This window comes from Brucepastera parasyntrophica (assembly GCF_022376835.1).
In the GTDB taxonomy this organism is placed as follows: domain Bacteria; phylum Spirochaetota; class Spirochaetia; order Treponematales; family Treponemataceae; genus Brucepastera; species Brucepastera parasyntrophica.
Map to the genome: position 1 here is coordinate 2,047,443 of NZ_CP084606.1, position 25,736 is coordinate 2,073,178.

At 46.9% G+C, this 25,736-nt stretch carries 18 protein-coding genes and 3 pseudogenes; 11 read left to right on the top strand and 10 right to left on the bottom strand.

The features are described 5' to 3' along the window. The first annotated feature begins 46 nt into the window (after positions 1-46). Together K7I13_RS09740 and K7I13_RS09745 are read left to right on the top strand one after the other, a co-directional pair. On the top strand, positions 47-268 hold the full coding sequence (locus K7I13_RS09740) for a NifU family protein (protein ID WP_255945110.1): 222 nt from the start codon (positions 47-49) through the stop codon (positions 266-268). Between the two features lie 48 nt (positions 269-316). Then, positions 317-2,105: pseudogene (locus K7I13_RS09745) on the top strand (YgiQ family radical SAM protein). 4 nt (positions 2,106-2,109) lie between these two features. Here the strand turns inward: K7I13_RS09745 and K7I13_RS09750 are convergent. After that, positions 2,110-4,056 carry a methyl-accepting chemotaxis protein gene (locus K7I13_RS09750; RefSeq protein ID WP_255945112.1) on the bottom strand — a complete coding sequence of 649 codons (1,947 nt, stop codon included), beginning with the start codon at positions 4,054-4,056 and terminating at the stop codon, positions 2,110-2,112. Positions 4,057-4,670: 614 nt separating this feature from the next. Here K7I13_RS09750 and K7I13_RS15675 point away from each other — a divergent pair. From K7I13_RS15675 to K7I13_RS09760, 3 genes are all read left to right on the top strand, one after another. Beyond that, positions 4,671-5,000, top strand: a complete 330-nt coding sequence (locus K7I13_RS15675; RefSeq protein WP_369413662.1) for an FKBP-type peptidyl-prolyl cis-trans isomerase — start codon at positions 4,671-4,673, stop codon at positions 4,998-5,000. Next, a complete protein-coding gene (locus K7I13_RS15680; protein ID WP_369413663.1) occupies positions 4,994-5,188 on the top strand; it encodes a hypothetical protein in 195 nt (64 codons plus the stop codon). Before K7I13_RS15675 ends, K7I13_RS15680 begins: the two co-directional genes overlap by 7 nt. Positions 5,189-5,257: 69 nt before the next feature. After that, positions 5,258-6,322 (top strand): Gx transporter family protein, encoded by a 1,065-nt coding sequence (locus K7I13_RS09760; RefSeq protein WP_255945114.1) that lies wholly within the window; start codon positions 5,258-5,260, stop codon positions 6,320-6,322. Positions 6,323-6,334: 12 nt separating this feature from the next. On the opposite strand, the gene K7I13_RS09765 is transcribed toward K7I13_RS09760, so the two are convergent. The 7 genes and pseudogenes from K7I13_RS09765 to K7I13_RS09795 form a co-directional block, all read right to left on the bottom strand. Then, positions 6,335-6,985 carry a tetratricopeptide repeat protein gene (locus tag K7I13_RS09765; protein ID WP_255945116.1) on the bottom strand — a complete coding sequence of 217 codons (651 nt, stop codon included), beginning with the start codon at positions 6,983-6,985 and terminating at the stop codon, positions 6,335-6,337. Between the two features lie 54 nt (positions 6,986-7,039). Beyond that, a pseudogene (locus K7I13_RS09770) lies at positions 7,040-8,400 on the bottom strand (PFL family protein). Positions 8,401-8,415: 15 nt separating this feature from the next. Then, positions 8,416-8,685: an ACT domain-containing protein gene (locus K7I13_RS09775; protein WP_255945118.1), complete on the bottom strand. Its 270-nt coding sequence runs from the start codon at positions 8,683-8,685 to the stop codon at positions 8,416-8,418. Between the two features lie 401 nt (positions 8,686-9,086). Continuing rightward, on the bottom strand, positions 9,087-9,905 hold the full coding sequence (locus K7I13_RS09780) for a class I SAM-dependent methyltransferase (RefSeq protein ID WP_255945120.1): 819 nt from the start codon (positions 9,903-9,905) through the stop codon (positions 9,087-9,089). Between the two features lie 2 nt (positions 9,906-9,907). Then, on the bottom strand, positions 9,908-10,576 hold the full coding sequence (gene trhA / locus K7I13_RS09785) for a PAQR family membrane homeostasis protein TrhA (protein WP_255945128.1): 669 nt from the start codon (positions 10,574-10,576) through the stop codon (positions 9,908-9,910). Positions 10,577-10,615: 39 nt separating this feature from the next. Next, positions 10,616-11,407: a 23S rRNA (guanosine(2251)-2'-O)-methyltransferase RlmB gene (rlmB, locus tag K7I13_RS09790; protein WP_439647430.1), complete on the bottom strand. Its 792-nt coding sequence runs from the start codon at positions 11,405-11,407 to the stop codon at positions 10,616-10,618. Continuing rightward, a pseudogene (locus tag K7I13_RS09795) lies at positions 11,404-12,812 on the bottom strand (MBL fold metallo-hydrolase RNA specificity domain-containing protein). The gene rlmB and the pseudogene K7I13_RS09795 overlap by 4 nt, the downstream one beginning before the upstream one ends. A gap of 136 nt (positions 12,813-12,948) precedes the next feature. Here K7I13_RS09795 and K7I13_RS09800 point away from each other — a divergent pair. From K7I13_RS09800 to K7I13_RS09810, 3 genes are all read left to right on the top strand, one after another. Next, positions 12,949-14,001: a DUF2804 family protein gene (locus K7I13_RS09800; RefSeq protein ID WP_255945130.1), complete on the top strand. Its 1,053-nt coding sequence runs from the start codon at positions 12,949-12,951 to the stop codon at positions 13,999-14,001. Between the two features lie 24 nt (positions 14,002-14,025). Further along, positions 14,026-15,750, top strand: a complete 1,725-nt coding sequence (locus K7I13_RS09805) for a hypothetical protein (RefSeq protein ID WP_255945132.1) — start codon at positions 14,026-14,028, stop codon at positions 15,748-15,750. Between the two features lie 259 nt (positions 15,751-16,009). After that, positions 16,010-16,228, top strand: a complete 219-nt coding sequence (locus K7I13_RS09810; RefSeq protein ID WP_255945134.1) for a hypothetical protein — start codon at positions 16,010-16,012, stop codon at positions 16,226-16,228. Between the two features lie 1,003 nt (positions 16,229-17,231). Here K7I13_RS09810 and K7I13_RS09815 read toward each other — a convergent pair. Then, complete coding sequence (locus tag K7I13_RS09815; protein WP_255945136.1) at positions 17,232-18,044, bottom strand: SDR family NAD(P)-dependent oxidoreductase; 813 nt, start codon at positions 18,042-18,044, stop codon at positions 17,232-17,234. 169 nt (positions 18,045-18,213) lie between these two features. Then, a complete protein-coding gene (locus K7I13_RS09820; protein WP_255945138.1) occupies positions 18,214-18,831 on the bottom strand; it encodes a hypothetical protein in 618 nt (205 codons plus the stop codon). A 408-nt stretch (positions 18,832-19,239) separates the two neighbouring features. Between K7I13_RS09820 and K7I13_RS09825 the strand changes: the two genes are divergently transcribed. The 3 genes from K7I13_RS09825 (at position 19,240) to K7I13_RS09835 (ending at position 25,726) form a co-directional block, all read left to right on the top strand. Then, positions 19,240-20,322 (top strand): Ig-like domain-containing protein, encoded by a 1,083-nt coding sequence (locus K7I13_RS09825; RefSeq protein WP_255945140.1) that lies wholly within the window; start codon positions 19,240-19,242, stop codon positions 20,320-20,322. A 74-nt stretch (positions 20,323-20,396) separates the two neighbouring features. Continuing rightward, positions 20,397-24,362, top strand: coding sequence for an Ig-like domain-containing protein (locus K7I13_RS09830; RefSeq protein ID WP_439647431.1), 3,966 nt, complete (start codon positions 20,397-20,399; stop codon positions 24,360-24,362). 101 nt (positions 24,363-24,463) lie between these two features. Next, positions 24,464-25,726: a hypothetical protein gene (locus tag K7I13_RS09835; RefSeq protein WP_255945142.1), complete on the top strand. Its 1,263-nt coding sequence runs from the start codon at positions 24,464-24,466 to the stop codon at positions 25,724-25,726. Positions 25,727-25,736 lie beyond the last annotated feature (10 nt).

A 25,736-nucleotide genomic window follows, 5' to 3' on the forward strand; every position in this document is an offset into this window, starting at 1 on the left:
CTTTCAAAAATACATTTTGAGGTTCTTCAAATGGAGAACGTATCGTATGGAAGAAGAAATAAAAAAAGCACTGGATGAAATCCGGCCCCAGCTTCAGGCTGACGGCGGCGATGTAGAGTTTATTTCCGTCTCTGATGACGGTCAGGTAGCGGTCAGACTTACGGGGGCCTGCGGTTCCTGTCCGATGGCAACCATGACATTAAAAATGGGCGTAGAAGCCCACCTGAAAAAAACAGTCCCCGGAGTAACCGAAGTTATTCAGGGTTAATCCCGTATGAACAGGACTTCATTTCTTCCTGTTTCAAGGGACGACATGATGGCGCGGGGCTGGACTGAATGCGATTTTGTATTCGTTACAGGGGACGCCTATGTCGACCATCCCTCATTTGCGGCCGCGCTGCTTGGGCGGCTGCTTGAGTCCGAAGGATACCGGGTCGCAATACTGGCCCAGCCGGAATGGAAGGGGCCCGGGGCGGAAAAAGATTTTCTCCGTTTCGGTATACCCCGTCTTGCCTGGCTGGTAAGCGCGGGGCCATGGATTCAATGGTATCCCATTACACAGCCAATAAAAAACCCCGTTCATCCGATTCCTACTCTCCCGGCGGCAAACCCGGCCTGCGTCCGGACCGCGTATTACTCGCCTATACGGCAGTGATCAGGGCTGTAAGCAAAAAGGTCCCCGTATTAATCGGGGCATTGAGGCCTCGCTCCGCCGTTTCGGGCATTACGATTACTGGTCAAATACCGTTAAACACTCTATCCTGCTCGATACAAAGGCCGACCTGCTTATGTATGGCATGGGAGAGCATTCAATTATCGAAGCAGCCGCCCGGCTCAGGGAAGCTGCGGAAAGGGGCTGTGAAAATCCCGATTTGCGGGGGATCAGGGGAACAATGTGGCGGACCGGGAAGCCGGCGGACATTCCTTCCGGGGCTGTTTTTCTTCCGTCTTTTGAGGAAATCAAATCCGATGTACAGGCATATTGCCGCCACTTTGTTCTGCAGGAACAAAACGCGGACCCCTTCAGCGCGGCTTTGCTTGTGGAAAAAAGCGAGGAACGGTATGTTGTGCAGGAACCTCCATCCATGCCGGTAAAAACGGAGCTTTTTGACCGGATAATGGAATTGCCGTATACCAGGGAATGGCACCCTGATTATACGGAGGCCGGAGGGATCCCGGCTCTCGCGGAAGTACAGTTTTCACTTACAAGCAGCAGAGGCTGTTTCGGCGCATGCGCATTCTGTGCGATAGCCTTTCATCAGGGAAAACTTATTCAGACAAGAAGCCCCGAATCCCTTGTCCGAGAGGCGGAAACATTGACGACCCGCCCTGATTTTAAGGGTTTTATCCATGATGTCGGCGGACCGACCGCGAATTTCCGGATTCCCGCCTGCAAAAAGCAGGCAGCGCAGGGGTCCTGCCGCGGCAGGCAATGTCTCGGTGCGGAACCATGCCCGAACCTCAGTCCTGACCACGGCGAGTATATCTCTGTCCTGAAAAAAATACGGACTGTTCCCGGTATAAAAAAAGTATTTATCAGATCCGGCCTGCGATTTGATTATATTATGCTTGATCCTGAAGGAAAATCATTTTTGAGGGAGTTGTGCGAGTTCCATATTTCAGGCCAGCTTAAAGTTGCCCCTGAGCATTCTTCCGACAGGGTCCTCAAACTCATAAGAAAAAGCAGCAATGCGGTATACCATTCATTTGAGAAAGCTTATGCCGCAATGAACCGGCAGCTTGATAAAAAACAGTATCTTGTTCCCTATTATATAGCGGGTCTGCCGGGCGCGACGATTGAGGATGCGCTGCATACCGCGCTTGAGCTGAAAAAAGCGGTTTTGTACCCGACCAGGTGCAGGATTTTTACCCGACGCCGGGAACCCTGGCGACCTGCATGTATTATACCGGCCTCGATCCGTATACAGGTGTGTCAGTATATATTCCGCGGGGAACCCATGAGCGCAGTCTTCAGAGAGCCCTTTTGCAGTTCAACAGAAAGGAAAACCGCAAACTGGTTGCGGAAGCGCTCCGTCTTCTCAAACGGGAAAATCTGTCTTCGTTTTTACGATAACCGGAAGGTAGCTTCCGGTCCCCGCATATAAAATCTTATTCCGGACTATCAAGTATCGTGTATGATAAAAGATTTTTATCTATTGAGCTTAATTCTTCGGTATTGCGGATAACAAGCAAAGATACTTCTGCGGACTGGTCCCCAATATCCCGGAGAATACTCTGTATGGTTTCCATTGCATTTACAAGATTTTCCGTCTGGCGTTCCGCTTCCTGCATTTTTGTTACAAGCGCATCATTTCCTTCTTTCATATTATGAAATCCGGTAAAAACAGCCCCCGAACTTTCCGCAAGTTCATTCAGTTTTCCCGATACCGCGCCGCTCAAATTTGTCTGTGATTCTATAAAGCCGGACATTTCCATGAAATTTGACTTTACACTTGAAACATGTTCAACAATCCGGGAAAAAGCCGCTTTAGTGATATTTGAAAATTCAACCACTGTTCCCATGGATTGTATAATCTGCCTGATAACGGCGTTTACCTGTTCGGATTGAATCCGGGTTTTTTCCGCGAGCGCCCGGATTTCTTCCGCGACAACGGCGAATCCCTTGCCCGCGGCTCCCGCGTGAGCCGCTTCAATTGCCGCGTTCATGGCCAGGAGATTGGTTTGGGCGGTAATGGAGGCAATAATTCTGTTCGTTTCCAGCAATTGTTCAGAACTCTGCGCTATTTCCTTTATCTGTATTATAACCTGATCAAGCTGTTCTTCCCCCTGAGCGGAACTGTCGGAAAGTTCCGTCATGTTTGCAGCCGAGGTCCGGCGGACATTTTCTATATTGCTGACACTTTCCAGAAGGCCGTTTAGCTTGTCAGATGATTCTTCAATATTATGAATTTGCGTGGTGACAATATTTTCAAAGTTATGGATGTCATTTACATTTCCGGTAATAGCCGTTGCGGTTTCACGTATTATAGCCTGCTGCGTGTCTATGGAATCTGTCATGGCCTGTATTTTTCCGGTGATGAGTTCAGTGGAGAGGTTGCTCATCTGAATATTGGATTCCGTTTGGTCCGCAATCGTTTTCGCGGAAACGAACTGCCGGCGGATATCCTTGATTATACCGGACACGGTCATGGTTATCTGTGACAGGCTCTTGCTTAAACTTCCTATCTCGTCATTTTTTGCATACGCAAAAGAAAGGGAAAAATCACCGTCGGCTATCCGGGACATGGTGCTCTGAAGCCGGGAGAGCGGCTGAAGAATACGGCTGATAAAAATATTAAAAATTATGAATATAATAAGAATAACTAAAAGCATTGTCAGAAAAACTCCGGTTGTCGCGGTATCCAGCACCATGCCGAAGGTAATGGGAGTATACAATAAAAGATACCAGTCAAGGCTCTCTATATATGCCAGAACATATTCGGTGTTATTTACGGAAAAACTTTTTGATGCCTCTGAAGAGAGTTCCGTAGTTCCGGAAAGAAGCGTTTCCACCGCAGAAGCCGGAAGAATATCCGTTATAAGGGCTTTTTTACCGACAAGGGCTTTATCGCGGGCGCCGGTGATTTCATTCATCGGGTTAAACAGGTAGATTGATATAGTATCTTCAATCCCGGCATAAACCGATTCTATAAAATCGTCCAGAACAATACCTGTTCCGACGACCCCTATCGGCCTTTCGTTTTCAAATACGGGCGCGTTAACCCATAATAAGGTCTGTCCAAGATTGGGATTATAATTGATGTTAAAATTATATACTTCGGTTTCATACATGGTCATGTTATACCAGTACTCCTGCGGATCTTCAGGATCGAGAGTATATATATAGGTATCGCCGGAGTAAAATTTCCTGTCGACATCATTTATCCAGAAAATATTGTCTCCTGAAAAAGCCCGCCTGTAACCGGCAATTTCCTCAAACGCCAGTTCTTCCAGTTCCCGGTTTCCGGGGTACAAAAAATAACGCTTTATGAGCGGGGAGTCGGCCATTTTCAGCGCAGTAGCAATTTCAGTATTAACTGAAGACGAGAGGTCCATTTCCTTGATTTCCGCAATCTGGATGAGCTTCTGCTTATAAGAATCACTCGTTATTTTTTTGCGGAAAACATATACGCAATGGAAGATCCTATGAGGATAAAAAGAAAAAAAATGACAGAGAAAAGTATCATCTTGTTTTTAAAAGTGTTTGTCCGCATAACAGAACTCCTTGTTATACACAGTTTTGCCCATTCCGGTTCCGTTTGGATGGATAATTTATACAATTTGTTATAATTATTATCGCCCCGATTATAAAATAAAGATAGGTGATTTGCGGGAATTTTATAATTTTCTGCAGTTTTATGGTAATATATTATGAGTGAAAAGCGGTATTTGCATTTTTCTGAAATATATATCGTTATCAGCGTTTTTTTGCGGTTTTTTCTGCTTGTTTGATGCGTAACAGGGCATACTTACTTGAAGACGTTCTCCGTATGTGTTATTTTCAATAGTGAGGCTTCCCGGGAAAGACGGATTTTACTTTTAACCATGCCATTTATACTTTGGGCACCTTAAAAACAATCCGTGAATCAGAGATTTACTTACGGCTGAACCTTCTGATACGCAGTTCTCCAGAATCCCCGAATACCATTTTACTAGTGAAAGGATGCAGTATGACAATAGCAAAAGACAGTGTCGTCAGTATTGAATATAAACTGACTGACGAAAAAAATGAAGTTCTCGATTCATCCGATGAACTGGGACCTCTGGAATACCTGCACGGGCATAATAATCTTATTCCCGGGCTGGAAAAAGAACTGACCGGTAAAAAGGCCGGGGACCATTTTTCCGTTACAATCCCCCTGAAGAAGCTTACGGACCCTATCAGGAGGAACTGGTTGTCGAAGTCGACAAATCGGCTTTCCCTGATGATGCGGAAATTGAAGAAGGCATGCAGTTTGAGGCGAGCAGTCCGCAGGGATCACAGATTGTTACTGTGGTAGAGGTCAAGGATTCCAAGGTTGTTATTGACGGGAACCATCCTCTTGCGGGCGAGACCCTTCATTTTGATGTGACTGTTGTTTCCGTAAGGGAGGCGACAGAAGAGGAAAAGCAGCAGGGCCTGAACCAGGGCTGCGGCTGCGGCGGCGACTGCGGACATGAAGAATGCGGTCCTGACGGCTGCAATTAACGGGACCAGTGATATTAAAACCGGCAAAGTCTGCCGGTTTTAATATATACATCGTATTTGATTCCGCCTATGACAGCGGCCGACGGAAATAAAAGACCATATAAAAATGACGCCCTTATTACCAGGCTCGGAGGGCTGTGTTTTTTCCTTTCAACAATTGAATATATTATTCCGAAGCCGCTCCCTTTTTTCAGGCTTGGGCTGGCAAACCTCCCGGTTTTGCTTGCAGTTGATATACTTCCATTCCCTTCATACTGCCTGCTGATTCTTATCAAGATTTTTGGCCAGGGACTGATAAACGGTACTTTCTTTTCATACATTTTTCTGTTTTCTATCGCCGGGACTGTTTCATCAGCTCTGATTATGTTCTTTGCGAGAAAAATTCTGCGGAATTCCGTTTCATATATCGGCCTGAGTGTTTTGGGGGCGCTTGTTTCAAATATTATACAGCTGCTTCTTGCAAGGTTGATTATTTTCGGCGAAAGTACCAGGGTTATCGCGCCTGCCTTTATCGCGGCTGGAATCATAACAGGCGCCCTGCTTGGATTTTTTGCGAATATTTTTGCCGGAAAATCTTCATGGCTGAAAGCTTTTTCCGTGGTTCCCGCCGCGGACAGCGAAAAGGACCAGAAAAAACCGGAAAACAAAACGGTTCCGGGCGGCTGGTATAGCCGGCCTGTTTTTCGGCTTGTAACCGGGGCGGTCTGTCTGCTTGCCCTGCTTTTTTCAGGGAATATATACGTCCGCGCCGGAATTCTTGCGGTCAGCATTGTACTTCAATTAGCGGACCGCTCCCGCATCCGCTGGATTCCCGCCATTGCGGTATCCGCCGGCGTAGTGTTTTTCAATTTGCTGGTTCCATTCGGAAAAATTATCGCAGAACCATTCGGCCTGCCTCTGACGGAGGGAGCCTTGATGGCGGGTATAACAAAGGCGGTCATTCTGCAGGGAATGGTTTTTCTTTCGCGCTGGATGCTGAAAACAACATTGAAGCTTCCCGGAAAATTCGGCCGCCTTATTTCGGAATCCTATGAAGAATTCGGCTTGTTGCTTAACAGTGAAGAGAAATTTGATATAAAAAATCCCGTTTCGAGTATTGACAGGATACTGAATACTGGCGGGGAAAGACTGTAAAAAACAGTTTTTCTAAACCGTCACCCGTTTAAGGCCGTCCGAGGCTTCCTTATAATCAGGGCGCAGTCTGAGGGCTCTCTGATATGCGGTCGCGGCGCCTTCCCTGTCGCCGACATTTTCCCGCACCGTTGCGAGACGGTACCACCACAGGGACATTGCCGGTTCAAGATAAACAGCGGCGGTATAGGCTATTTCGGCCCGGTTAAAGGAACGGTTCAGCCGGTAAATCTCACCCACAAAAAAATAGGCTGTGCTGATTCTTTCGCCGCGGGGCGCCGCATCAATATACCGCTCCATATTTTTAAGGGACTCCTTATAATCTTTCAAGTAAAAGTACGCTTCCCCTAAAGTTTCAACAACCCTGTGATCGGAAGTAATTTTGAGGGCTTCCTGACAAATGGTGACAGCCTCGCTGTATTTTTCCATGCGGACCAGGGCCCAGCCGTAAATGGTGTAGGCGTCCATATTTCTGGGATTTACCACCAGATCCTGTTTGCAGACTTCAATAGCTTCGTTATATATAACAACAGCATCCGCCATTCTGTTTTTTGCCTCAAGTTCCCTTCCCTGACGGTACAGCTTGAGGGCGTCAGGTTTTTCCTGAGCGGCAGCTGAAAAAAGCGCCAGTAAAAAAAGGGCGGCAATGCCTGTACGTAATTTCATATCTATACTATGCAACGTTTTCCGCTATTTATCAAGTATTTTATACGGCGTCTTTCAGTTCCTGAAACTGTGAATCGGGGCGGGAATGCGTCCCCCGCGGTTTACAAAATCCGCACATGAAAAACGGTTTACCGGCATAACCGGCGCGCCTCCGAGAAGCCCCCGAATTCAGCCCATTCTCCGGCTTCTTTCCCGGGTACCGGGATAAGCCGTACTGCGGTAGTTTTGTTATTCACCATGCCGATAACCAGTTCATCCGCGATAATACCGGAAATCGTTTCAGCAGATATCGAACCGGGAACGGCAATCATATCCAGTCCCACGGAACAGACACAGGTCATAGCTTCCAGTTTTTCAAGAGTGATGGAACCTGCCCTGACTGCCGCGACCATCCCCTCGTCTTCGGAAACCGGTATAAAAGCTCCGGACAGGCCTCCCACACTGGTTGAAGCCATAACGCCGCCTTTTTTTACCATATCGGTGAGCAGCGCAAGGGCGGCGGTTGTTCCGGGCGCGCCTGCAGATTCAAGCCCCATTTCTTCCAGTATCCGGGCGACGGAATCGCCTACAGCCGGAGTCGGCGCGAGGGAAAGGTCCAGAATGCCGAACGGGACTCCCAGCCGTGCGGCGGCCTCTTTTCCGACAAGCTGGCCCATTCTTGTTATTTTGAATGACGTCTTTTTTATCCCTTCAGCAAGCTCATTGAGCGGAGCTCCCCTGTAGTGTTCGCAGGCGGCTTTTATGACTCCAGGACCGGAAACCCCAACCGAAAGAACCGCTTCTCCTTCTCCGGGGCCGTGAAAGGCTCCTGCCATAAAAGGATTGTCCTCAGGAGCATTGCAGAATACAACCAGTTTTGTACAGCCGATGCCGTCCCTGTCTTTTGTAGCTTCCGCAGTGTCCTTGATGATCTCTCCCATTTTCCGGACCGCATCCATGTTAATGCCGCTTTTTGTCGTTCCCAGATTGATGGAGGAACAGATACGGTTTGTTTCCGCGAGTGCCTGCGGAATTGACTCAATAAGATTCCTGTCCCCAGGAGTCATGCCTTTTTGGACCAGCGCTGAAAATCCCCCGATAAAATCAACTTCGAGTTCGGAAGCCGCTCTGTCAAGAATACGCGCCCAGGGAACAAAGTCGGTATCCCCGCTTGCTTCTGCAATCAGGGCAATGGGTGTAACCGCTATCCGTTTATTAATAATCGGTATGCCGAATTCCGCCTCTATGTCACGGCCAATGCGGACAAGGTTTCCGGCTGTCTTCATCAGCTTATCATAAACCCTGCGACGGGACTCTTCCCCGGAATGGCTCGCGCAGTCACGGAGGGAAATCCCCATTGTAATTGCCCTGACATCGAGTTTGTACTGCATAAACATGTCGACGGTTTCTTTTATCTCGGTAGGTGAAAAAATCATATATGTTTGTCCTGCCTATATCCGGTTCATTTCCGAAAATACTTTTTCATGCATTATGCTGATATTTACTCCCAGTTTTTCACCGAGTTCGGTCAATGCCGTTTTATTTTCCTGAATAGGTATTGTACTTTTTGAAAGATCCGCGACCATCATCATGACAAAATATCCCGACAGGATTGTCTGTGAAATATCCACAATATTTATCATGTGTTCCGAAAGATATGCGGAAACTTTCGCAATTATTCCGACATGATCAGTTCCGACGACTGTTATTATTGCATTCATATGCTCCTCCAGTACTCTTCCGCCTACCTGGCGGTCACTATGGCGGTGTTTATTTTTGACTTTTTGTTTGTCTTATGCGGCCAAACGGAATCCGTTTAGTTACTGTATACCATCTTTTGCAATATTACTACAATATTTTGTACTTTTTCTTCTATAATAATGTTATTGTATAACAGGTTTATGTTTTACATAATCGTATCCGCCGGTGCGTATTTTTGTGGTCAGTAATGTCCTGTGAAGAAATCATATATAGACGGAAAATATTTTCGGACAGGGTAATCCAAAAGAAGGCCTGGCCGGGTTTTACATTTTTTTATGATATCGTGTGTATGGTTTTATAAATTGATACACATGACAGAAATTCAATGTGTATCAATTTATATTTTTATACACATTGAATTTCAGCTGCTTTTTTCCGCAATAATGAACATAACATCTTCGGATGTAAAATTGCTCGAAGTAATCAGGTCCTTTTCTACAGTTTTTACTGAAAATCCGTTTTCCTTCATGAAGGCAGTAATATCGCTTTCCTCATAATACTGGTCCCAGAGGATATACTCTTTAACTTTTCCTGATTCCTGATTGGCTATAAAATATCTTGTGCCGATGGCATTTGCTTCGTCAAAAAAGCGGACTTCTTCCATAATAAAATGGGGGCTGGCGCTCCAGAAATCTCCTCCATCGGAAATCTCCCAGCTCTCGGTTTCCTTTTTTATATCCCGCAAGCCTTTTCCGAAAACATCAAAAATAAATACTCCGCCGTCAGTCAGAACATCTCTGATTTTTCGAAGTACTGTTTTCTGCTCCTGCGGAATTAACGCTCCGAAATCACAGTATATCATTATCACAGCGGCATATGTTCCGGCAATAGTCTCTTCAAGATAATTGCCATACCTGTATTCCGTCAGGGACTCCGGACCCTGGTGTTTTTGGGCATACTGTATGGATTCCCTGTTAACATCTATCCCGGTGACATGGTGTCCGAGTCCGGCCAGATCATTCGCGTATAAGCCCGGACCGCAGCCCAGATCAAGTATTGTTGACCCGGGAGCAATACGGGAGTTGATCCACTCAATTGTTTTTTTTCTTGTTTCACTGTTCCTCGATGCCCCGTCGGAAGTATCGTCCAGATGGGATTCGAGGAGGTTTTTTGAGATATAAGGGTCTGTCCAGATTGTGTCAGCGCTTCTCTGAAACAGGGACAGGTTTTTTGCGTACATAATCAAAAGCTGTAATAGATCGAAAAATAATGCAGGATGGTACCCGCCAGTACAAAAAGGTGCCAGATAGGATGCGACCACGGGACTTTTTTGAGAAGATACACAACAGCGCCTGCCGTATAGGTAATGCCTCCCGCAAGCAAAAACACCCAGCTCCGGTTGGAAACCGCCGCCTTGAGCGGATCAGCGGCAAAGATAATAATCCAGCCCATTATAATGTATAAAAAAACGGAGGCGAGACGCAGTTTTTTCCCGAACACGGAATACAGGGCAATACCTGTTATGGCAAGTCCCCAGATCAGGCCGAATATCCACCAGCCGACCGACCCTCTCAGCGCGGTCAGGCAGTAGGCGGTATAGGTCCCCGCGATAAGGACAAAAATTGCCGAGTGATCGAGCCTTTCAAAAACGGGATAGGCCCTGGTAAGCAGGAGCGAATGATACAGCGTACTCATTGCATACAGAAATATCATGGCAAAGCCGTAAATACTGAAGGCTGTGACATAGTACCCGGTCAGACCTTCCGGGGCCTGGGTAGCGGCTTTTGCGATCAGAACGACTGTGCCGGCAATCGCAAGTCCTGTTCCGATCCCGTGGGTTATTGCGTTCGCAATTTCTTCTCCCAAATGATAAGGTTTTGGTAACTCATGTTTTGGTTCAAATTTTTTCATCGGTTTGTCCTGAATAATCGGTATTATCTGGTTAGACAGTTAAACACCCTTGCTGGTTGCAGGGGCGTTTTGTCCGGCGCTTATTTCGTACAGCAGGATTCCGGCTGCTACGGAAACATTCAAACTGTCCAGCTTTCCTTCCGTCCGGATTGATACAAGCAGGTCGCATTTTTCCCTGAGAAGACGAGATATGCCGCTGCCCTCGCTGCCCATTATTAAAACGGCTTTTTCCGCAAAGGAAATTTCCTCCAGCCCAGTTCCCCCGGCGTCCGCGCCGTAGATCCAGAAGCCGGCGTTTTTAAGCAGCTCGGTAATACGGACAAGATTTGAAACCTGCGCAAGCGGTACCCAGGAAGAGGCGCCCGCGCTTGTCCTGGAAATAATTTCAAAGTCGCCTGCGCTCCGCCGTTCCGGAAGAATGACCAGATCCACCCCGAACTGGTCGGCGCTCCGGATGATCGCGCCGGTATTATGAGGATCGGTTATTGAATCGAGAATAAGAACCAGCGCGCTTTCCCTGTCCGCAAGCTCCCTGATACGGTTTTCCGCGTTAAGTGAGACCGGCGTCTCTTCAGTTTCCAGGACAAGCAGAAGCCCCCTGTGGTCACGGAGCGCGGGCGGAAGCCCCTCCGCGAGCCGGTCAAGTTCCCGCGCGTCAGTTTTTTCCGGCGGGATTCCCGCTTTTTCAGCCGCAGCTATAATCTGTTTAACGCGGGGTCCCGGCGAACTGAAAAGAATGCGGATTTTCCGCTTATTCCCGTCTTCAGGAACTTTTTTTGCAAGAACCCGGATTTCTTCTTCTATGGCGTGAAATCCAGTTATAACTCTCATAATTCGTATGTTTCACCGTATTTGACAATACGGGTATTGAAAAAACCGTTCTCTTCCAGGTGGTCCTTGAATACGACCTGTACGTCAGGCTCCCCGTGGACAAGAAAAATCTGTTTGAGACGGGAAGTGTCCATTGACTGCAGCCATTCAGTCGCTTCCTGATAATCGGCGTGGGCGCTGAATGCGTTGATTTCCGATATTTCAGCGCGGACTGTATGCCATTCGCCCATAATTTTCACTTCGCGTTCACGGTTTTTAATTCTCCGTCCAAGGGTATGATCGGCCATAAATCCGACAAGCAGTATTTCCGTGGTAGGATTGCTGATATTATTCGCCAGATGATGAACAATCCGGCCCGCTTCACACATGCCGTCCGCGCTGATGATGACCATGGGGCCGCTTTTATTATTCAGCGCCTTTGATTCATCCACACTGGTTATGAATTTCAGGGAATTAAACCCGAAGGGATTTTTATGATGTTTCAGAAAGGCCTGATGAGTCGCCTCATCATAGCACTCCTGGTGTATCTGGAAAATGCTGGTCGCGTTGACAGCCATCGGGGAATCAACATAAATGGGAATTTCCGGAATGATTTTCCGGTCGACAAGTGTATGAAAATAATACACCAGTTCCTGTGTACGCTCAATGGCGAAGGCGGGAATAATCATTTTTCCGTCAGTTCTGGTTATTTTTTTGTGATTTCCGCAAGCTTCGCAAGAGCGTCTTCCGCTGTTTCATGAAGTCTGTCTCCATAGGTGCTTTCCAGAATCATATAGTCAACCGGAGGAAGCAAATCGGGATCGCGAATAATAGCCTTGTGTTTGCGGCCGAGGTCTCCTGTATAGGCGACTTTCACCTCCCTTCCTTCCTTGTCATTAATTGTCAGAACCGCCATTGATGATCCCAGAATATGGCCCGCGTCAAAAAATTCCAGCAGGATATTCGGAGTAATATAGGTCGGGCGGTGATAGGAAACGGTAACAATCTGGTTAACTGTTTTTATAACATCGGACTCATTAAAAAGGGGCTTCCAGGTAAAAGTTTCTCCCTTTTTGGCTGCCTGTTTTCCCAGATATTCCGCGTCACGGGCCTGAATCCGGGCGGAATCCATCATTATCAGATTCGCCAGGTCCCGGGTCGCCGGAGTGGCGTAAATATTGCCGGTATACCCGTTGATTCCAAGCATGGGCAGGAGTCCGGAGTGGTCGTAATGAGCGTGTGTCAGCACGACGGCATCCAGTTTATCTGCCTGTACCTCAAATTTCCGGTTTTTTTTGTCAGCTTCAGCCCTTCTTCCCTGAAAAGCGCCGCAATCAATAAGAACTGATCTGCCGTCAACTTCTATTACATGTTTTGAACCGGTGACTTCTTCTGCTGCCCCAAGCGAATAAATAGTAATACTCATGGGAAAATGATAGTCTGATTACCTCTATTCTGCAAGAGGCGGTATTGTAATTTTACGATTACGATACCGTCAGAGGTTTTAATCTCCTGACAAGCTTTTTATTTCAGTGTATAATATACAAACACCGAGGTCCTTTTTGTATAAAAGAGAAATAACACCGCCGCCCGATGCGCCGGTAAAGGACGGGAAAGCCCAATTTGGTACTTTTTCGGGACCTTTTAAGAATTTCGATATCCGCGGGTTAAAACATCCCTTCGGGAGTCTTCCCATTCCTCAATTTCTTACCAACTTCCGGGTCAGGGGAATGGTGCGCTTTTTATTCTGCAGTGAAGAAAATATTGGTGAAATAGAACTTTTTATGGGCGGGTTTTTCGGATTTATGGAAACTACCCTCTGGAACCGGCGGACAAAAAAACGTATCGCATACCGGAGAATGCTCGCGCCCCGGTCAATACGCATGCCGCATAATTTATTCAAAAGTATTATTGCCTGCCGCTCCCACAGCCGTTTTGTCAGGATCAATATGAGGCTTTACAAAAAGGTCATACACGCGGATTTTGATTTCCTTGGTTCCGACATACGTCCTCCCTGCGAGGCCCGCCTGGCAATGAACCTTGATGGTCCCGGGACCGCTGAAATCGCAACCGTAGTTCCCTATGAAATCAAGAGACGGTGCAAGGCTTCATACAAGGTCACCGCCCCCTTGCACGGACGCATGACTACGTTTTATGATGATTACAATCTGTCGGAGCAAACCAGTGTTGGTTTTTTTGAAATAACCGAGGCCTATCTTTCGCTGCGGACAAAGCTGAGCATGCTGAACGGATTCGGTATGCTGGACGGAAAAGTTGTTTCCTTTTCATTATCAAATTCAACTTCCCGTGACGATTACCGCTATAATGAAAATGTGCTTTTTGTTGACGGGAAGGCGTATCCCCTGCCGCCGGTAAAAATAACCCGCCCTTACGGGGTCGAAGGGCAGTGGATAATACAGGATACCGAAAGCATGATAGATCTGGTTTTCACTCCGGTATCGGACAGTCCCAGAAAACTGAGTATTGTTATTCTGCGTACCGATTATCATACGGTATACGGCACCTTTGAGGGTGTTTTGCTGACCGGTGATAATAAAAAAATTGTATTAAAAGACTACCCGGGAATCGGAAAGAAAATATTACTGCGAATTTAAGGATAGGATATGTCGGAATATTACATGAATCCAGAGGTTGATTTTACACCAAAAAAACTCCCCGTTCCTTCAGAAAAGGAACTTCAGGCAATAAACCAATTGATGGCCGATAAAAAATACCGTATAAAGGTCCCGGCTTCGTTTTTGCACACGGATAAGAGCGATAAGATAAATCCCGAATTCATCCTCTATATGCTGAATGATTATCTTGGTCATGTCCAAACCTGTGTAGCGGCGACAAAAAAAATGTTCCCTCTGGATAATACCGGCGAATTTTTCAAAAATCTGGAGCATCATGATTCATTTGCCCGGAAAACAATACAGGTTATCCTGAATATTGATGTCAGAAGCCTTAATGCTTTGCTTGTCAGGCTTCAGGCAAACCCGAGGGAAGTAACGGTATCACAGCTGGAACCCTTTATGAGAATCCTGTTCCGCTCTCTTATCCTCATATACTATCTCGGGGCCGGCGGGGTCATTGAACAGTATCAGGCCGTACACAGCTTTATTTTGCAGGAAATCATACCGGCTGACATGAGCGCCTTTCAGGCAAATACCAGCCAGGCCATGGAAGAGTGGCGGTATGTTTTTGAAAAGGTTATACCTGCTCTGTATCCGCTTGTCCTGCGCATGAGCGTTCCTGTAATGCTGTCTTCTTATGATCTGTTTTATAAAAACGGTTCAAAGGTACTGGAGTGGCTGGACGTTGATCCGAAGACTGTGCTTTTTCTCCAGAAAAAGGAAGCCGTCTTGAAGGCCCAGGTTTCTCCGGAAGACGAAGAGAAAAAAATGGTTATGCCGGTTGAGGTAGAAGAGGGAATTAAGGTTCTGGAAGACCTTTTCCCGGAAGCGGGATGGAACAAACTTGAAACGATGCCTGATTTCTGCGCTTACTTTCAGCCTATTCTGGAATTCAGGGACGCCTTTACCCAGCTTTCTCCCGGAAACCCTCTCCATCAAACCATGATACTGTTCTGGATCCTTGAATATCTGTTTCAGGCACTCCGGCTTGTCCGGTTTGACCCGATGACAAATCTGCCTCCCGAGGACTCCGAAGATTCCATCGACCGGATTCTGGATGAATGGATCCTGTATCAGGAAAATATTTTTGACAAGAATTTCAGCGATGATCTGAAGGCGTACACCAATCAGATTTATGCCCAGCCCGATTACAATAAAACTCCGTACGGGAGCCGGATGCTGTCAAATATGTTCACCCTGATCAAAGTCGTTTTTCTTCCCTACCTCGATATACGGATGTACGGGACATCCAAGCTGCAGGACGATGACAGGCTTCCTCCTTTTTATACGAGAGTCGCCCGGCTGAAGCAAATGCTGGAATATCATAATAAAAATATCCAGAAGGCGTTATCATACGGTGAACCGAACCCGGAAGCATCCATAACAGGGATTCAGAATCCCTGGAAAATTTATAATTTCACTATACCGAATTCCGTTTCGAGGCGGCTGGATGCCCTGTGCGGCGGAAAAACATCAAAGACAAGAACGAACGCCCTTTTGATCCAGTATACCCTGAAAATCCTGAATGTACTTAACTGGTGGATTAATGACAGCAACAGCTATGCGTACCGGAATGTGCCGCCGCCGCTGTACAGGGTTATAGAAAACGGAAGTACGGTTCCAGCTTTTGGCGTCACACCCCGTACGGATGTTGATGAAATTTTCAAAAAACATTTACGCGAACGTATGGAAGCCGCCGGCGGTACGCCGGTAAACAAAGCGGAATAAACAAAATCCGTTTTTTTATGCAGAATGTTGCGTTTTTTTAAAAGCTGATATACTATGAGTCCGAAATACCCGTAATTCCGGGTTTTCATATAAAAAGTATAAAATTCTCTATAATTTAAATTTATTTTTCACAATTTCTTGCACTTCATTCCGGCCGGCCATGCTTTCCGTATCCATGGCCGCAAATTTATTTAAATGTATTCCTGCAGGAATAACAATATTTATGGATCAAATAAAGTTTTATCAAGAATGAGTTTTAGTGAAAAAGTTGCTTATTGTAACAACATGTGTGTGCGCAGTGATTATTGGCTGCTCATCCGGTTCGGCGGTGAAGGATGTCTCTGCTGTTTCCCCGCTTGGAATCGTTTCCCTGACATCAAATGATGAAATTCTCTGGAATGATAAGGAAAAAACGTCATCCGGACTTTTGGGATTTGCAATTGATAAGACTGTCCAGGAAAAAACGGCGCTGAATTAAGCGCCCTGTTTGCGCGGCCTGATAGACTTATCAATGATGCCGAACAGATATTCAGGGACACCTTAACTGCAACGGGTCTCGAATTTATTGATAAGGATGTTATTGTTACATCAAATACATACCATTCAGTAAAGGAATGCAAGCTCGCGGCTGCTTCAGCTATTATCCGTGCGGATGATTACAAGGTTGTCGGCAGGGACGGAAAATTTTTACAGCAGCTTGATGAAGAAACTGGTATAAAAGAAAATCTTTATATTACATTTACTTTCAATAAAAAAATGAGTTCCGGACTTGGAAAAAATGGTACTATGGGAGTATATGTTACTTTGCAGGCGGACCTTTTGAGTTCTGCGGGGAAAAAACTTGTCTCGAAAACGTATACCGCGATAAGCGATACTGCCATTGCTGCCGTAGCCGGCGCCTTCGACTATCAAAAACTCATGGATTATTCCCCGAGGCAATCACAAAAGTCTGTAATTCCTTTGCAGGAGAATTCGTGCAGCAGAAAATGTAATTTAAATTACTATTATCCATACATCGTTTTGAGAAAATTCAGCATTTGGGAACACCGGACAAGCAGCTTCCGGGTTTGCGGCCCGGCCCCAAATGTTGTACTGAAATCTGAATTTATACATATCGCCTTATTTGTTATTCTGAACTGTCCCGCTTAAGTATATCGCTTCCTGCTGTAGTCAGGTTTTTTCGTAAGCTTTTCTCTGAATAGGGTTCATGCCGGTTAATCATAACAATACGGCGGTTCCGGAAAAAAACAGGACCTTTTCCAGTTTTTTCATTGTGCGCTTGTCATAGGCGAATCCGTATGTCCGGACACGGTCAAACCGGCCAGCCAATTCCACGGGAGAACAAAATACCCGGCCGAACAGCCGTTGGGTATTTTATCTTCTTCTGTTCCGTTTTTACATCATTTGGTAAAGGGAGCTCCGAAAGATAATTTGATTCACGGCAATAATTTTCTTTGTCCATATCCGTTCTGAAATTCATTTTATTCAGCGGGTCCGGACGGTCTCTTTTCGTGAACAAAGGTATAGCGCGCAAACCAGTAACGGCCGATGAACCGGCTCATAAAAGCCTTGAATTTCCATTTCATCAGCATAACAATTGTATGCGAACCCCTGTGTATGCGGCGCAGGCAATGGGTCACCAGTTTCTGCGGAGAAGCACCGTGCAGAACTTTTACCCTGGCCCCATTGGATGCCACCTTGGCAAATTCAGTATCAACAGGTCCCGGGCAGAGGGCGCAGATAAATATTCCGGAGTCGGCTGTTTCGGCGGCAAGGGCCAGGGTAAAACTGAGTACATAGGCCTTTGTCGCTCCGTAGACGGCGAAATTCCCCAATGGGGCGAAAGCCGCGAGACTCGACACATTGATAAGTATGGATCCCCTGTCCATACAGGGTATGGCGGCATGGCAGAGACCGGTCAGGGTTATGACATTGAGCTGTATCATTTCGAGCTGCCGGTCAATGGATGTCTCCATGAATGTTCCGTATGTTCCGAATCCCGCATTATTGACCAGCGTATCGATAACGAATTCGTTATCTCTTTTTTTTTCTTCTTCAAGAAGAGCTGTAAAACTGCGGACCCCGCCGGTACCCGTAAGATCAACAGGGACCGTTCTGACTGTAATCCCTCGTCCGGAATCCCGCGCGTTTATTTCTTCCGCAAGCGCCTGGAGTTTGTCTTCTCTGCGGGCAAGCAGCCAGATTTCATCAGCCGTCCTTGCTTCGGCCAGCTGAAAAGCAAACTCCCTTCCAATGCCGGAACTGGCGCCGGTCACGATAATTATCCGTTTCATGATGCAAGTGTAGCCGTTAAATCCTCGCTTGTCACGGCTATTTTCCGGGTACAGGGACCTTCACACCCGGCGCGGAATTTCTGCAGACACAAAAAAACCGGCGACTGTTTTCTGTATAACAAAATACAGACATTCACCGGTTTTCCGTATGCACGGCGCTTACAGCGGTTTATACGTTTTCACAGAGAGTTTTGTAAATATATGCCTGCACCCCGATCATCACAAAAAGAATCACAATGATGAGCGCGATTGAAAGAATGGCCGCAACCGCACTCGGAAGAAGATAGAAAATGCAAAGCGCTATACATGCCACTATACAAACAATGAATTGGGCAAGAAAGATAGTGCCTTTATAACCATAGGTAAGCTTGTTGCTCAGCGTGATGGCTTCGGTCGGATTTTTTTCCTTGTCTACGGTAAGAAGCAGGGCAAGGCTCCACGCAAGTGAAATTACAATACCCGGTATTATGAAAAGAGCGGTTCCTGCTGCAACCCCTATTCCCACAAGACCGCTTGCGAGAAAATATTCTCCCATATATTTCCGGTACTGGGGATTGAAAATTTCAGTCATGGAAATCGGTTCGCCTTTTCCGGCCTTTGCTACAATACCAATAGCCATACCAATTGTCGTTCCGATATTGATATACGGAATGATAAGGGAAGGTATCCACAGGATTGTGTTAACCAGAATGGGTCCGAAATTCTGCATTCCGATACCGATCCCTTCTTTCAGGATACTTCCGACACGGAGTTTTTTCTCCGCAACAGTGTTTTCTGTGTCACTCATAACAATTCTCCTCTTTATTCTGTACTGAATTGCCATTTTTCGAGTAATCAGCTCCAGCCGGTAAACCGGCTGTCCTTTCATGGGCAGCGGGCAATTCTGTATAACACATTCTATACACAGAGTACGTGAATTGTCAAAGAAAATATATTTCCGTGAAAAATAGTGAAAATTTACATTATTACGATTGGCTATTCATTAATTTGACAGTATTTTGTATGTAGGGATTTTGTCCCTAAAATAAAACAGGGAATTAGCGGGCGTAAGAATGTAATTGCAGTGAAAAATGTGGATCTGACGGATGTCAGCTGCCGGGTTATCCGGTTCTGCAGGAATTTTGCTAATTTTTATATACGGACATGCCGATAATTACCGAGGAAAAAGATTTGTTTTAAGTTAAGGGGTCTAAGAATGAAGAAATATTTATTTATATGTATATTTTCTCTTTTATCAGTAATGATGCTTTTTTCTTCCGGTAAAAAAGATACAACTGAGGTCCCCGTAAAAAAACTTGACAGCTGGCATGAGACCCTTGATATCTCCCAGAAAAAACCCGGTAAATATAATATTCTTATTACGGCAACAGACCTTGCCGGAAACCAGGCTTTTGAAGGCCCCTATAATATATTTATTGACCCTGAATCCGACCTCCCCGTTGTCCGCATAACCAATCCGCTTGAAGATATGCGTGTTCCCGGAAATCTGAATATAGTCGGTACCTGTATAGACGATGACGCAGTCGCCTATGTTGAGTTGTATTTTGACGGAGATGAAGAAAATCCCGTCCGCGCCGAGGGTACGGAATTCTGGTCCTATTACCTGGATACAAACAATCTGTCCGAAGGAAAGCATACCATAACCGTGTCCGGAACCGATATATACGGTGTCAAGGGAAGGCCGTATTCCGTCTCATGGAATCTTGACCGTGAACGGCCCAATACGGAAATACTGACTCCGGGAATGGGTGTTCTTGTTTCAAGCAAGTTTTCCATTTCCGGTACCGTATATGACGGAAACGGAATAAAGGAACTCTCCTATTCTCTTGACCGGGGAAGAACATTTACTCCGGTGCCTATAAAATATGACAAGAAAAACGATACATGGACATTTGATGTCACAATTATAACAAAGAATATGCCTGACGGACCGGCAGTGTGCTGGTTCAGGGCCGTGGACGGCCAGGGTTCCTCCGGTATAACCACCTTCCTTTATTTTGTCGACAATACCAAGCCGGAAGTGGGCTTCATTTCGCCTGAAGACAATGAAGCCGTAAACGGTATTTTTTCCGTTGCGGGATACGCCACCGACACTATCGGAATCCGCTCTCTGTCCTGGCGGATCGGCAAAGAAACCGGAGAGTTTGAAATCGTTAAAGGGAATCCGTACTGGGTAAAAGAAATTGATGTACGGGACCAGAAAATCAGAAACCTTACAGTTGATATTATTGCGACTGATGAGGCCGGCAACGTTACGACTGCTTCAAAAAAATACTGATAGATCCGGCGGCTGATGTTCCTGTCCTGACTATTACATCACCGGAACAGAATGGCGTTTTTGCCGGCGAGGTTGTGGTAACCGGATACGCTGTTGACGACGACGGCATAGCGGAGGTTTGGTATTCCTTTGATAAAGGAGTTCCCGTTCAGCTGGAATCCTCCGGTGTTTTCTGCATAACAAACCACGCCTTAAGCGGCGGAACCCACACCGTTGAGATATGGCCTGTCGATATTCATGGCGTAAGAGGAGACACGGTTTCGCGTACCTTTAATGTAACCGGAACGGTCCCTCTGATTACTGTTAATGCAATAGGTGACAGTTATTCTTCAGTCGATCCCGAAGCCGGGCAGGTTTTTACCGCGTCAGTCTTTTCAGACGCCGGACTCAAGAGTGTTTCCTACAAGGTCGGCGACGGGGCGGAAACTCCTGTTACCGTCAGAAGCGGCAGCAGGGATGCTTCCATCAGTATTCCGGTAGCGGCAAATATGCCTTACGGGCTGGTGTCCGTTGAAATAACGGCTACCGATATTTTTGACCGCGTAACTGAAAAGAAAACTTCTTTCCATGTCAGGAATCTGCATATCCCGCACGGGAGTCCTCCTGAATGGTCCAGCGACACGCTGAAGGTTTCTGCCCCGGTAACACTTTCCGATTCGTCGTCAGGAACGGCGTCGGTATCACTGGAGCGTCTGCTGCCGAGAGATATTCCTTTTTCAAACGGCGCAATGGTTACTCTGGCCGGACCGAATGCTCCGAGAGAAAAACGCATAGACGGCAGTATTGTTTTGAGCATTGATACGCCGATCCAGATCAATGAAATACTGTGGTCAATAAACGGCAGCCCTGATTCAAAAATTTCCGCGCGCCGTATTGATAGTTCTTCATCCCTGTATGAGGCGAGCATTCCCCTTTCAGCGACGCTGCCCGCGGGATGGACAACAGTTACCGCCACCATAACACTGAAAGATCTGACCAAGCTGACCGTGTCGGGCGGCTTTGCGGTTATCAGGCCCATTCCTGACGCCGGCATTAATGATGATGAACAATTTGTCTGGAATGTGCTGCAGAGTACTGCCGGCAGTATTTCCATTATCGGAACAGACGGGGTTTCGGGCTTCTATAATGCAAAAAATGACCGGACCGCGGCGTCCGTAAGATTTGAACAGAATATTACGGGGATGCAGGCCGTTCTCGAAGGAAATACCGTACGCATTACCGGCGTAACTGATGGTGAATATAAAGGTGTGGCTCTCATTATTACCGATGACGCCGGCGCGGCTTTCAGAACCCAGCCCGTGGATTTCTTTGTTAATTCACTGGATCCCACCCTTATTATTGAAAGCTGGGAACGCCCGGTCTGGCTCCAGGACGTACTTCCGATAAGAGGCTCCGCAAGCGATGGTCTGGGGATAGCGAGTGTTGACTATTCCTTTAACCGGGGCGAAACCTGGGTTCCCCTGTCCGGCGCCAACTTTAACCAGCGGATAGATATTACCGCCCTTCCTGACGGACCGCTTGAACTGCATGTCCGGGCTACAAACAGGGCAGGCCGTTCAACAACCAATATTTATATGTTTATAAAGGATACGACTCCTCCGGTGGTAGAAGTTGTTCTTCCCGAACCCGGCGATGTTGTAAACGGCAAAACCCTTATGGCTTTCCGTTTCCTGGATGACCATCCCGTTGTTTCGGCTTATTATCATAAACCCGGAGAGGACAGCAATCCTTCGCTCTGGATTCCCCTGGAATTGTCGTCAATGACAAATTGTTATGTCGGAACACCTACCATGCCCATCCTGGACAATATGGTTTTCCGCTTTAAAGACGCCGCCGGGAATGAAACCGTAATGTCGGAATACTTCTTCACTATAGACAGCGCCGGAGACTTGCCTGTTGTTGAAATCCATCTCCCGGAAGAAAATGAAATTATCCGTAAGGACTTTGTTATTTCCGGCGTTGTATATGATGATGATCAGGCCGCGAAAATTTTCTACAAAATAGACAACGCAGCATATACTGAAGTTGAAATCGAACACAGTTTCTCGATACCCATAAAGCTTTCTTCACTGACGGACAATGAACATATCATAACCATGTATGCTGAAGATATATATGGCGTACGCGGAGAGGAAGTGCAAAGGACTATCAGGGTTTCCCTTGAAGAACCAAAAGCGGAAGTTCTTTCACCTACTTATGAAACAACGACCCGCGGAGTTGTAAGTATACTTGGTACCGCGTCGGATAAAAACGGCATTGATAAAGTCGAAGTTTCCCTTGATAACGGTAATACATTTAATCTGGCTACCGGAGCGGAAATGTGGGAATACCGGTTTGACAGCCGGGTTATTCAGGACGGTACACATGTTGTCTTTGTCCGTGTCTATGATAAATATGAAACAACAGGGCTGTATTCGAGTTTGATTAATATTGATAATACAGCTCCCCATATACAGCTCGAATTGCCTCTGGACGGCGGCCGGGTCGCGGATGCATTGTTTGTGTCCGGCCAGGCGCTTGACAACATCTCCCTTGAACGGGTTACCGCAAGGATAAGCAACCTTGATTCGAGGCAGCCTGCTGTATCGGCAAATCTGAGCGAGATTGAAATTGAAAGCGATATAATTATCAGCAGGGTTATAGATATCACCACTTTGCCGGAAGGATTCTATAATATGGAACTGCGGGGGTATGACCGGGCAGGCAACATTACCAGGGTTTCACGCAACTTTGAAGTGAACCGTGGTCCGGACCGGAACCGTATTGACTTCCTGTATCCCCTGAACGGTGAGAATGTCCAGGGTGTGTTCAATCTTTATGGAAGGGTCGTTTCGGAAGATCCTGTTAATAATCTCCTGTTATATGTAGACGGTGTTGATGTCGCTGCTGCCGAAGTAACTTCATCAGGCTATTTCAAGTTTACGGTCGGCCCGGAAATGATAGCGGACGGTCTGCATTCGCTGCTGGTAAAAGCCCTGATTGCGGGAGAACGGGTTATCAATTCTGAAGAACGGGCTGTCAACTATAAAGCAAATGGTCCCTGGATAACAATTGATAACTTCACTATGGGTGACTTCGCGATCGAACGTCCCTGGCTTATGGGTACTACTGGGTATTCATTCACTGAGGAAGAAATCATAGCGCTCAACTCAAAGGAAACAACAAAAACGGAGAAGGCGGAACTGCAGCGCAAGTCCCTGAATAAAGTTGAAATAAGTTTTGATAACGGGAAAACATTCCTCAAGACCGAATCAGGAAAGAAGTGGCGCTACCGTATTGAAACCGGCGACATGGACGAAGGATACCACTTCATGATTGTCAGAGCGACAATGAATAACGGAGAGGTCGCAATAACCCGTTCAATCATACAGATTGATAAAACAAAACCGTCGATTATGCTTATCGCGCCGAGCGAGGGCGGAAGGTATAATAATGAGCTGGAATTCTCAGGACTCAGTTCTGACGATGTGAAACTGGATTCGGTAGTTCTTTCGCTGCGTGCCGGAGATAAATCAAGATACGCGATTCCTTCCTTTATTCAGGGACTCTATTTTGACTGGCATGTATGGGGCGGAACCCTGTATGACATTGGCGTCGGGTTAACCTTCTTTGATAATAACGTTAAGGTCCAGGCCCAGTTTGGACAGTTTACCACGCGCCAGAGGGAACTGTTTACTGACGCCAATATGCGGTACGGCGGAAATGTTTTCGGATTCAAGCTTCTTGCCAACGTTGGATATATACCAATGGACTTCTTCTTCGGACCGGATCTTTCCTGGCTGTCCGCGACTATAGCAATAGGAGCGAACTTCTCCATATTCACGGAATCCCAGAGCGGACAGCCGCAGATACTTTCGGCGGTTCTTGCCCAGCTGGAATTCCCCAGAGTAACATTGCCGAAGCGGACAACATTCCGTATCTTCTCGTTCTATACGGAATTCCAGCTGTGGTTTATTCCGACAGACGTTAATGTGACAGAAGTTGATATAAATTCTTTACTTCCGCATATATCGTTTGGTATACGCATGAACGTATTTTAATTGAATCAGAAAGGCTTACCTGCTGAGGGTAGGCCTTTTATATCTGGTACCGTATTCAAAATGTGGTATTTGTTTTGTACTTGAGGGAAAGAAGGGGTCATATGCAGAAAATAACAGCGCGGAAACGAATCATCCTGGCGGTGATAGGAATCATGAGTTTAGCCCTTGTCCAGTGTGAAATAGGGCTGGGTGATTCGGTCGATACGAGTGCGCCTGAATTAACGATAGATTACCCTGCGATAAACAGTATCGCGCGCGGCGACCTGGTGGTATCCGGGAAAGCGTGGGACGAAACAGCGGTAGACCGCGTAGAAATAGTATTACAGAACAGCAGCGGAGTAAAGCAGTGGAGCGGAACGGCGCATCCTGACAGCACGCGGCGGTGGACGGCGAATATACCGAACACGCGTGCGGCTGACGGGAGTGTGCCGTTTGCGGACGGACAGTACCGGGTAGTGGCGACTGCAGTAGACACGTCGAACCGGAAGACATCGGTGACGGTGCCGTATTATCTGGACAACACGCCGCCTTTGGTGGTAATTTCGCGGCCGTCAACGTCCGGGCCGGTAAAAGCTGACCCATATGGGGACGATCTGGTATTTTCTGGGACATTGTGGGATGAAAACTCATGTGCTGAAATGGAAGTGGTATTTTACCAGGACAATGGCGGCGTAATGAGTGAGGTTGCGCGGTACAGCCAGACAAATGTCCCGAGTGACTGGAAGCTGATAATCCCCGGGGACAAAGATGACCCGACGTCCGTATTCGGGCAGCTTGCTGCCGGGATGACGGGAAGTGAGGGAGCGCGGGAATTGTATTACACGCTGCGGGCGGTAGACAACGCGCAGGAGTACCGGGGTCCTGGAGAAACGGTGGCTGCGGGAAATGAAACGGACCAGGTCTATATCTATGACAGTATACTCGCGTTATTGCCGGACGGAGAGAAGTTCCCGTCATCTGAGGCGCTTGCGTCGCTGGTGTACGGAAGTGAAACGATGGTAGCCGGGATAAGCGAGGACGATCTGACGGGTATAGGACTTCATTCGTCTGAAGTGGATACCAGTACGAGCGGAAAGTTTTCGATAGATCCATATAACAAGAACCCGAATGTGAGCATATTGCAGTGGACGCAGTATGTGGGGAATAATTTTGCGACTGGGTATACGTCGAACAAGATAGGAGCGAACCAGTATATCTCGGTAACGATAGAGCCTGGACCAGACGGAGTGGCGATAGATACGAGCCGTGTGTATGTGACGATGCGGCGGAGTACTGACGCTGATCCTGACCCTGATGAGGTACCGAGCGGGGAGACGAACCGGATACCCCTGAAGAGATCACGAGTAATGGACAGACGAGAATAATCAATTATGA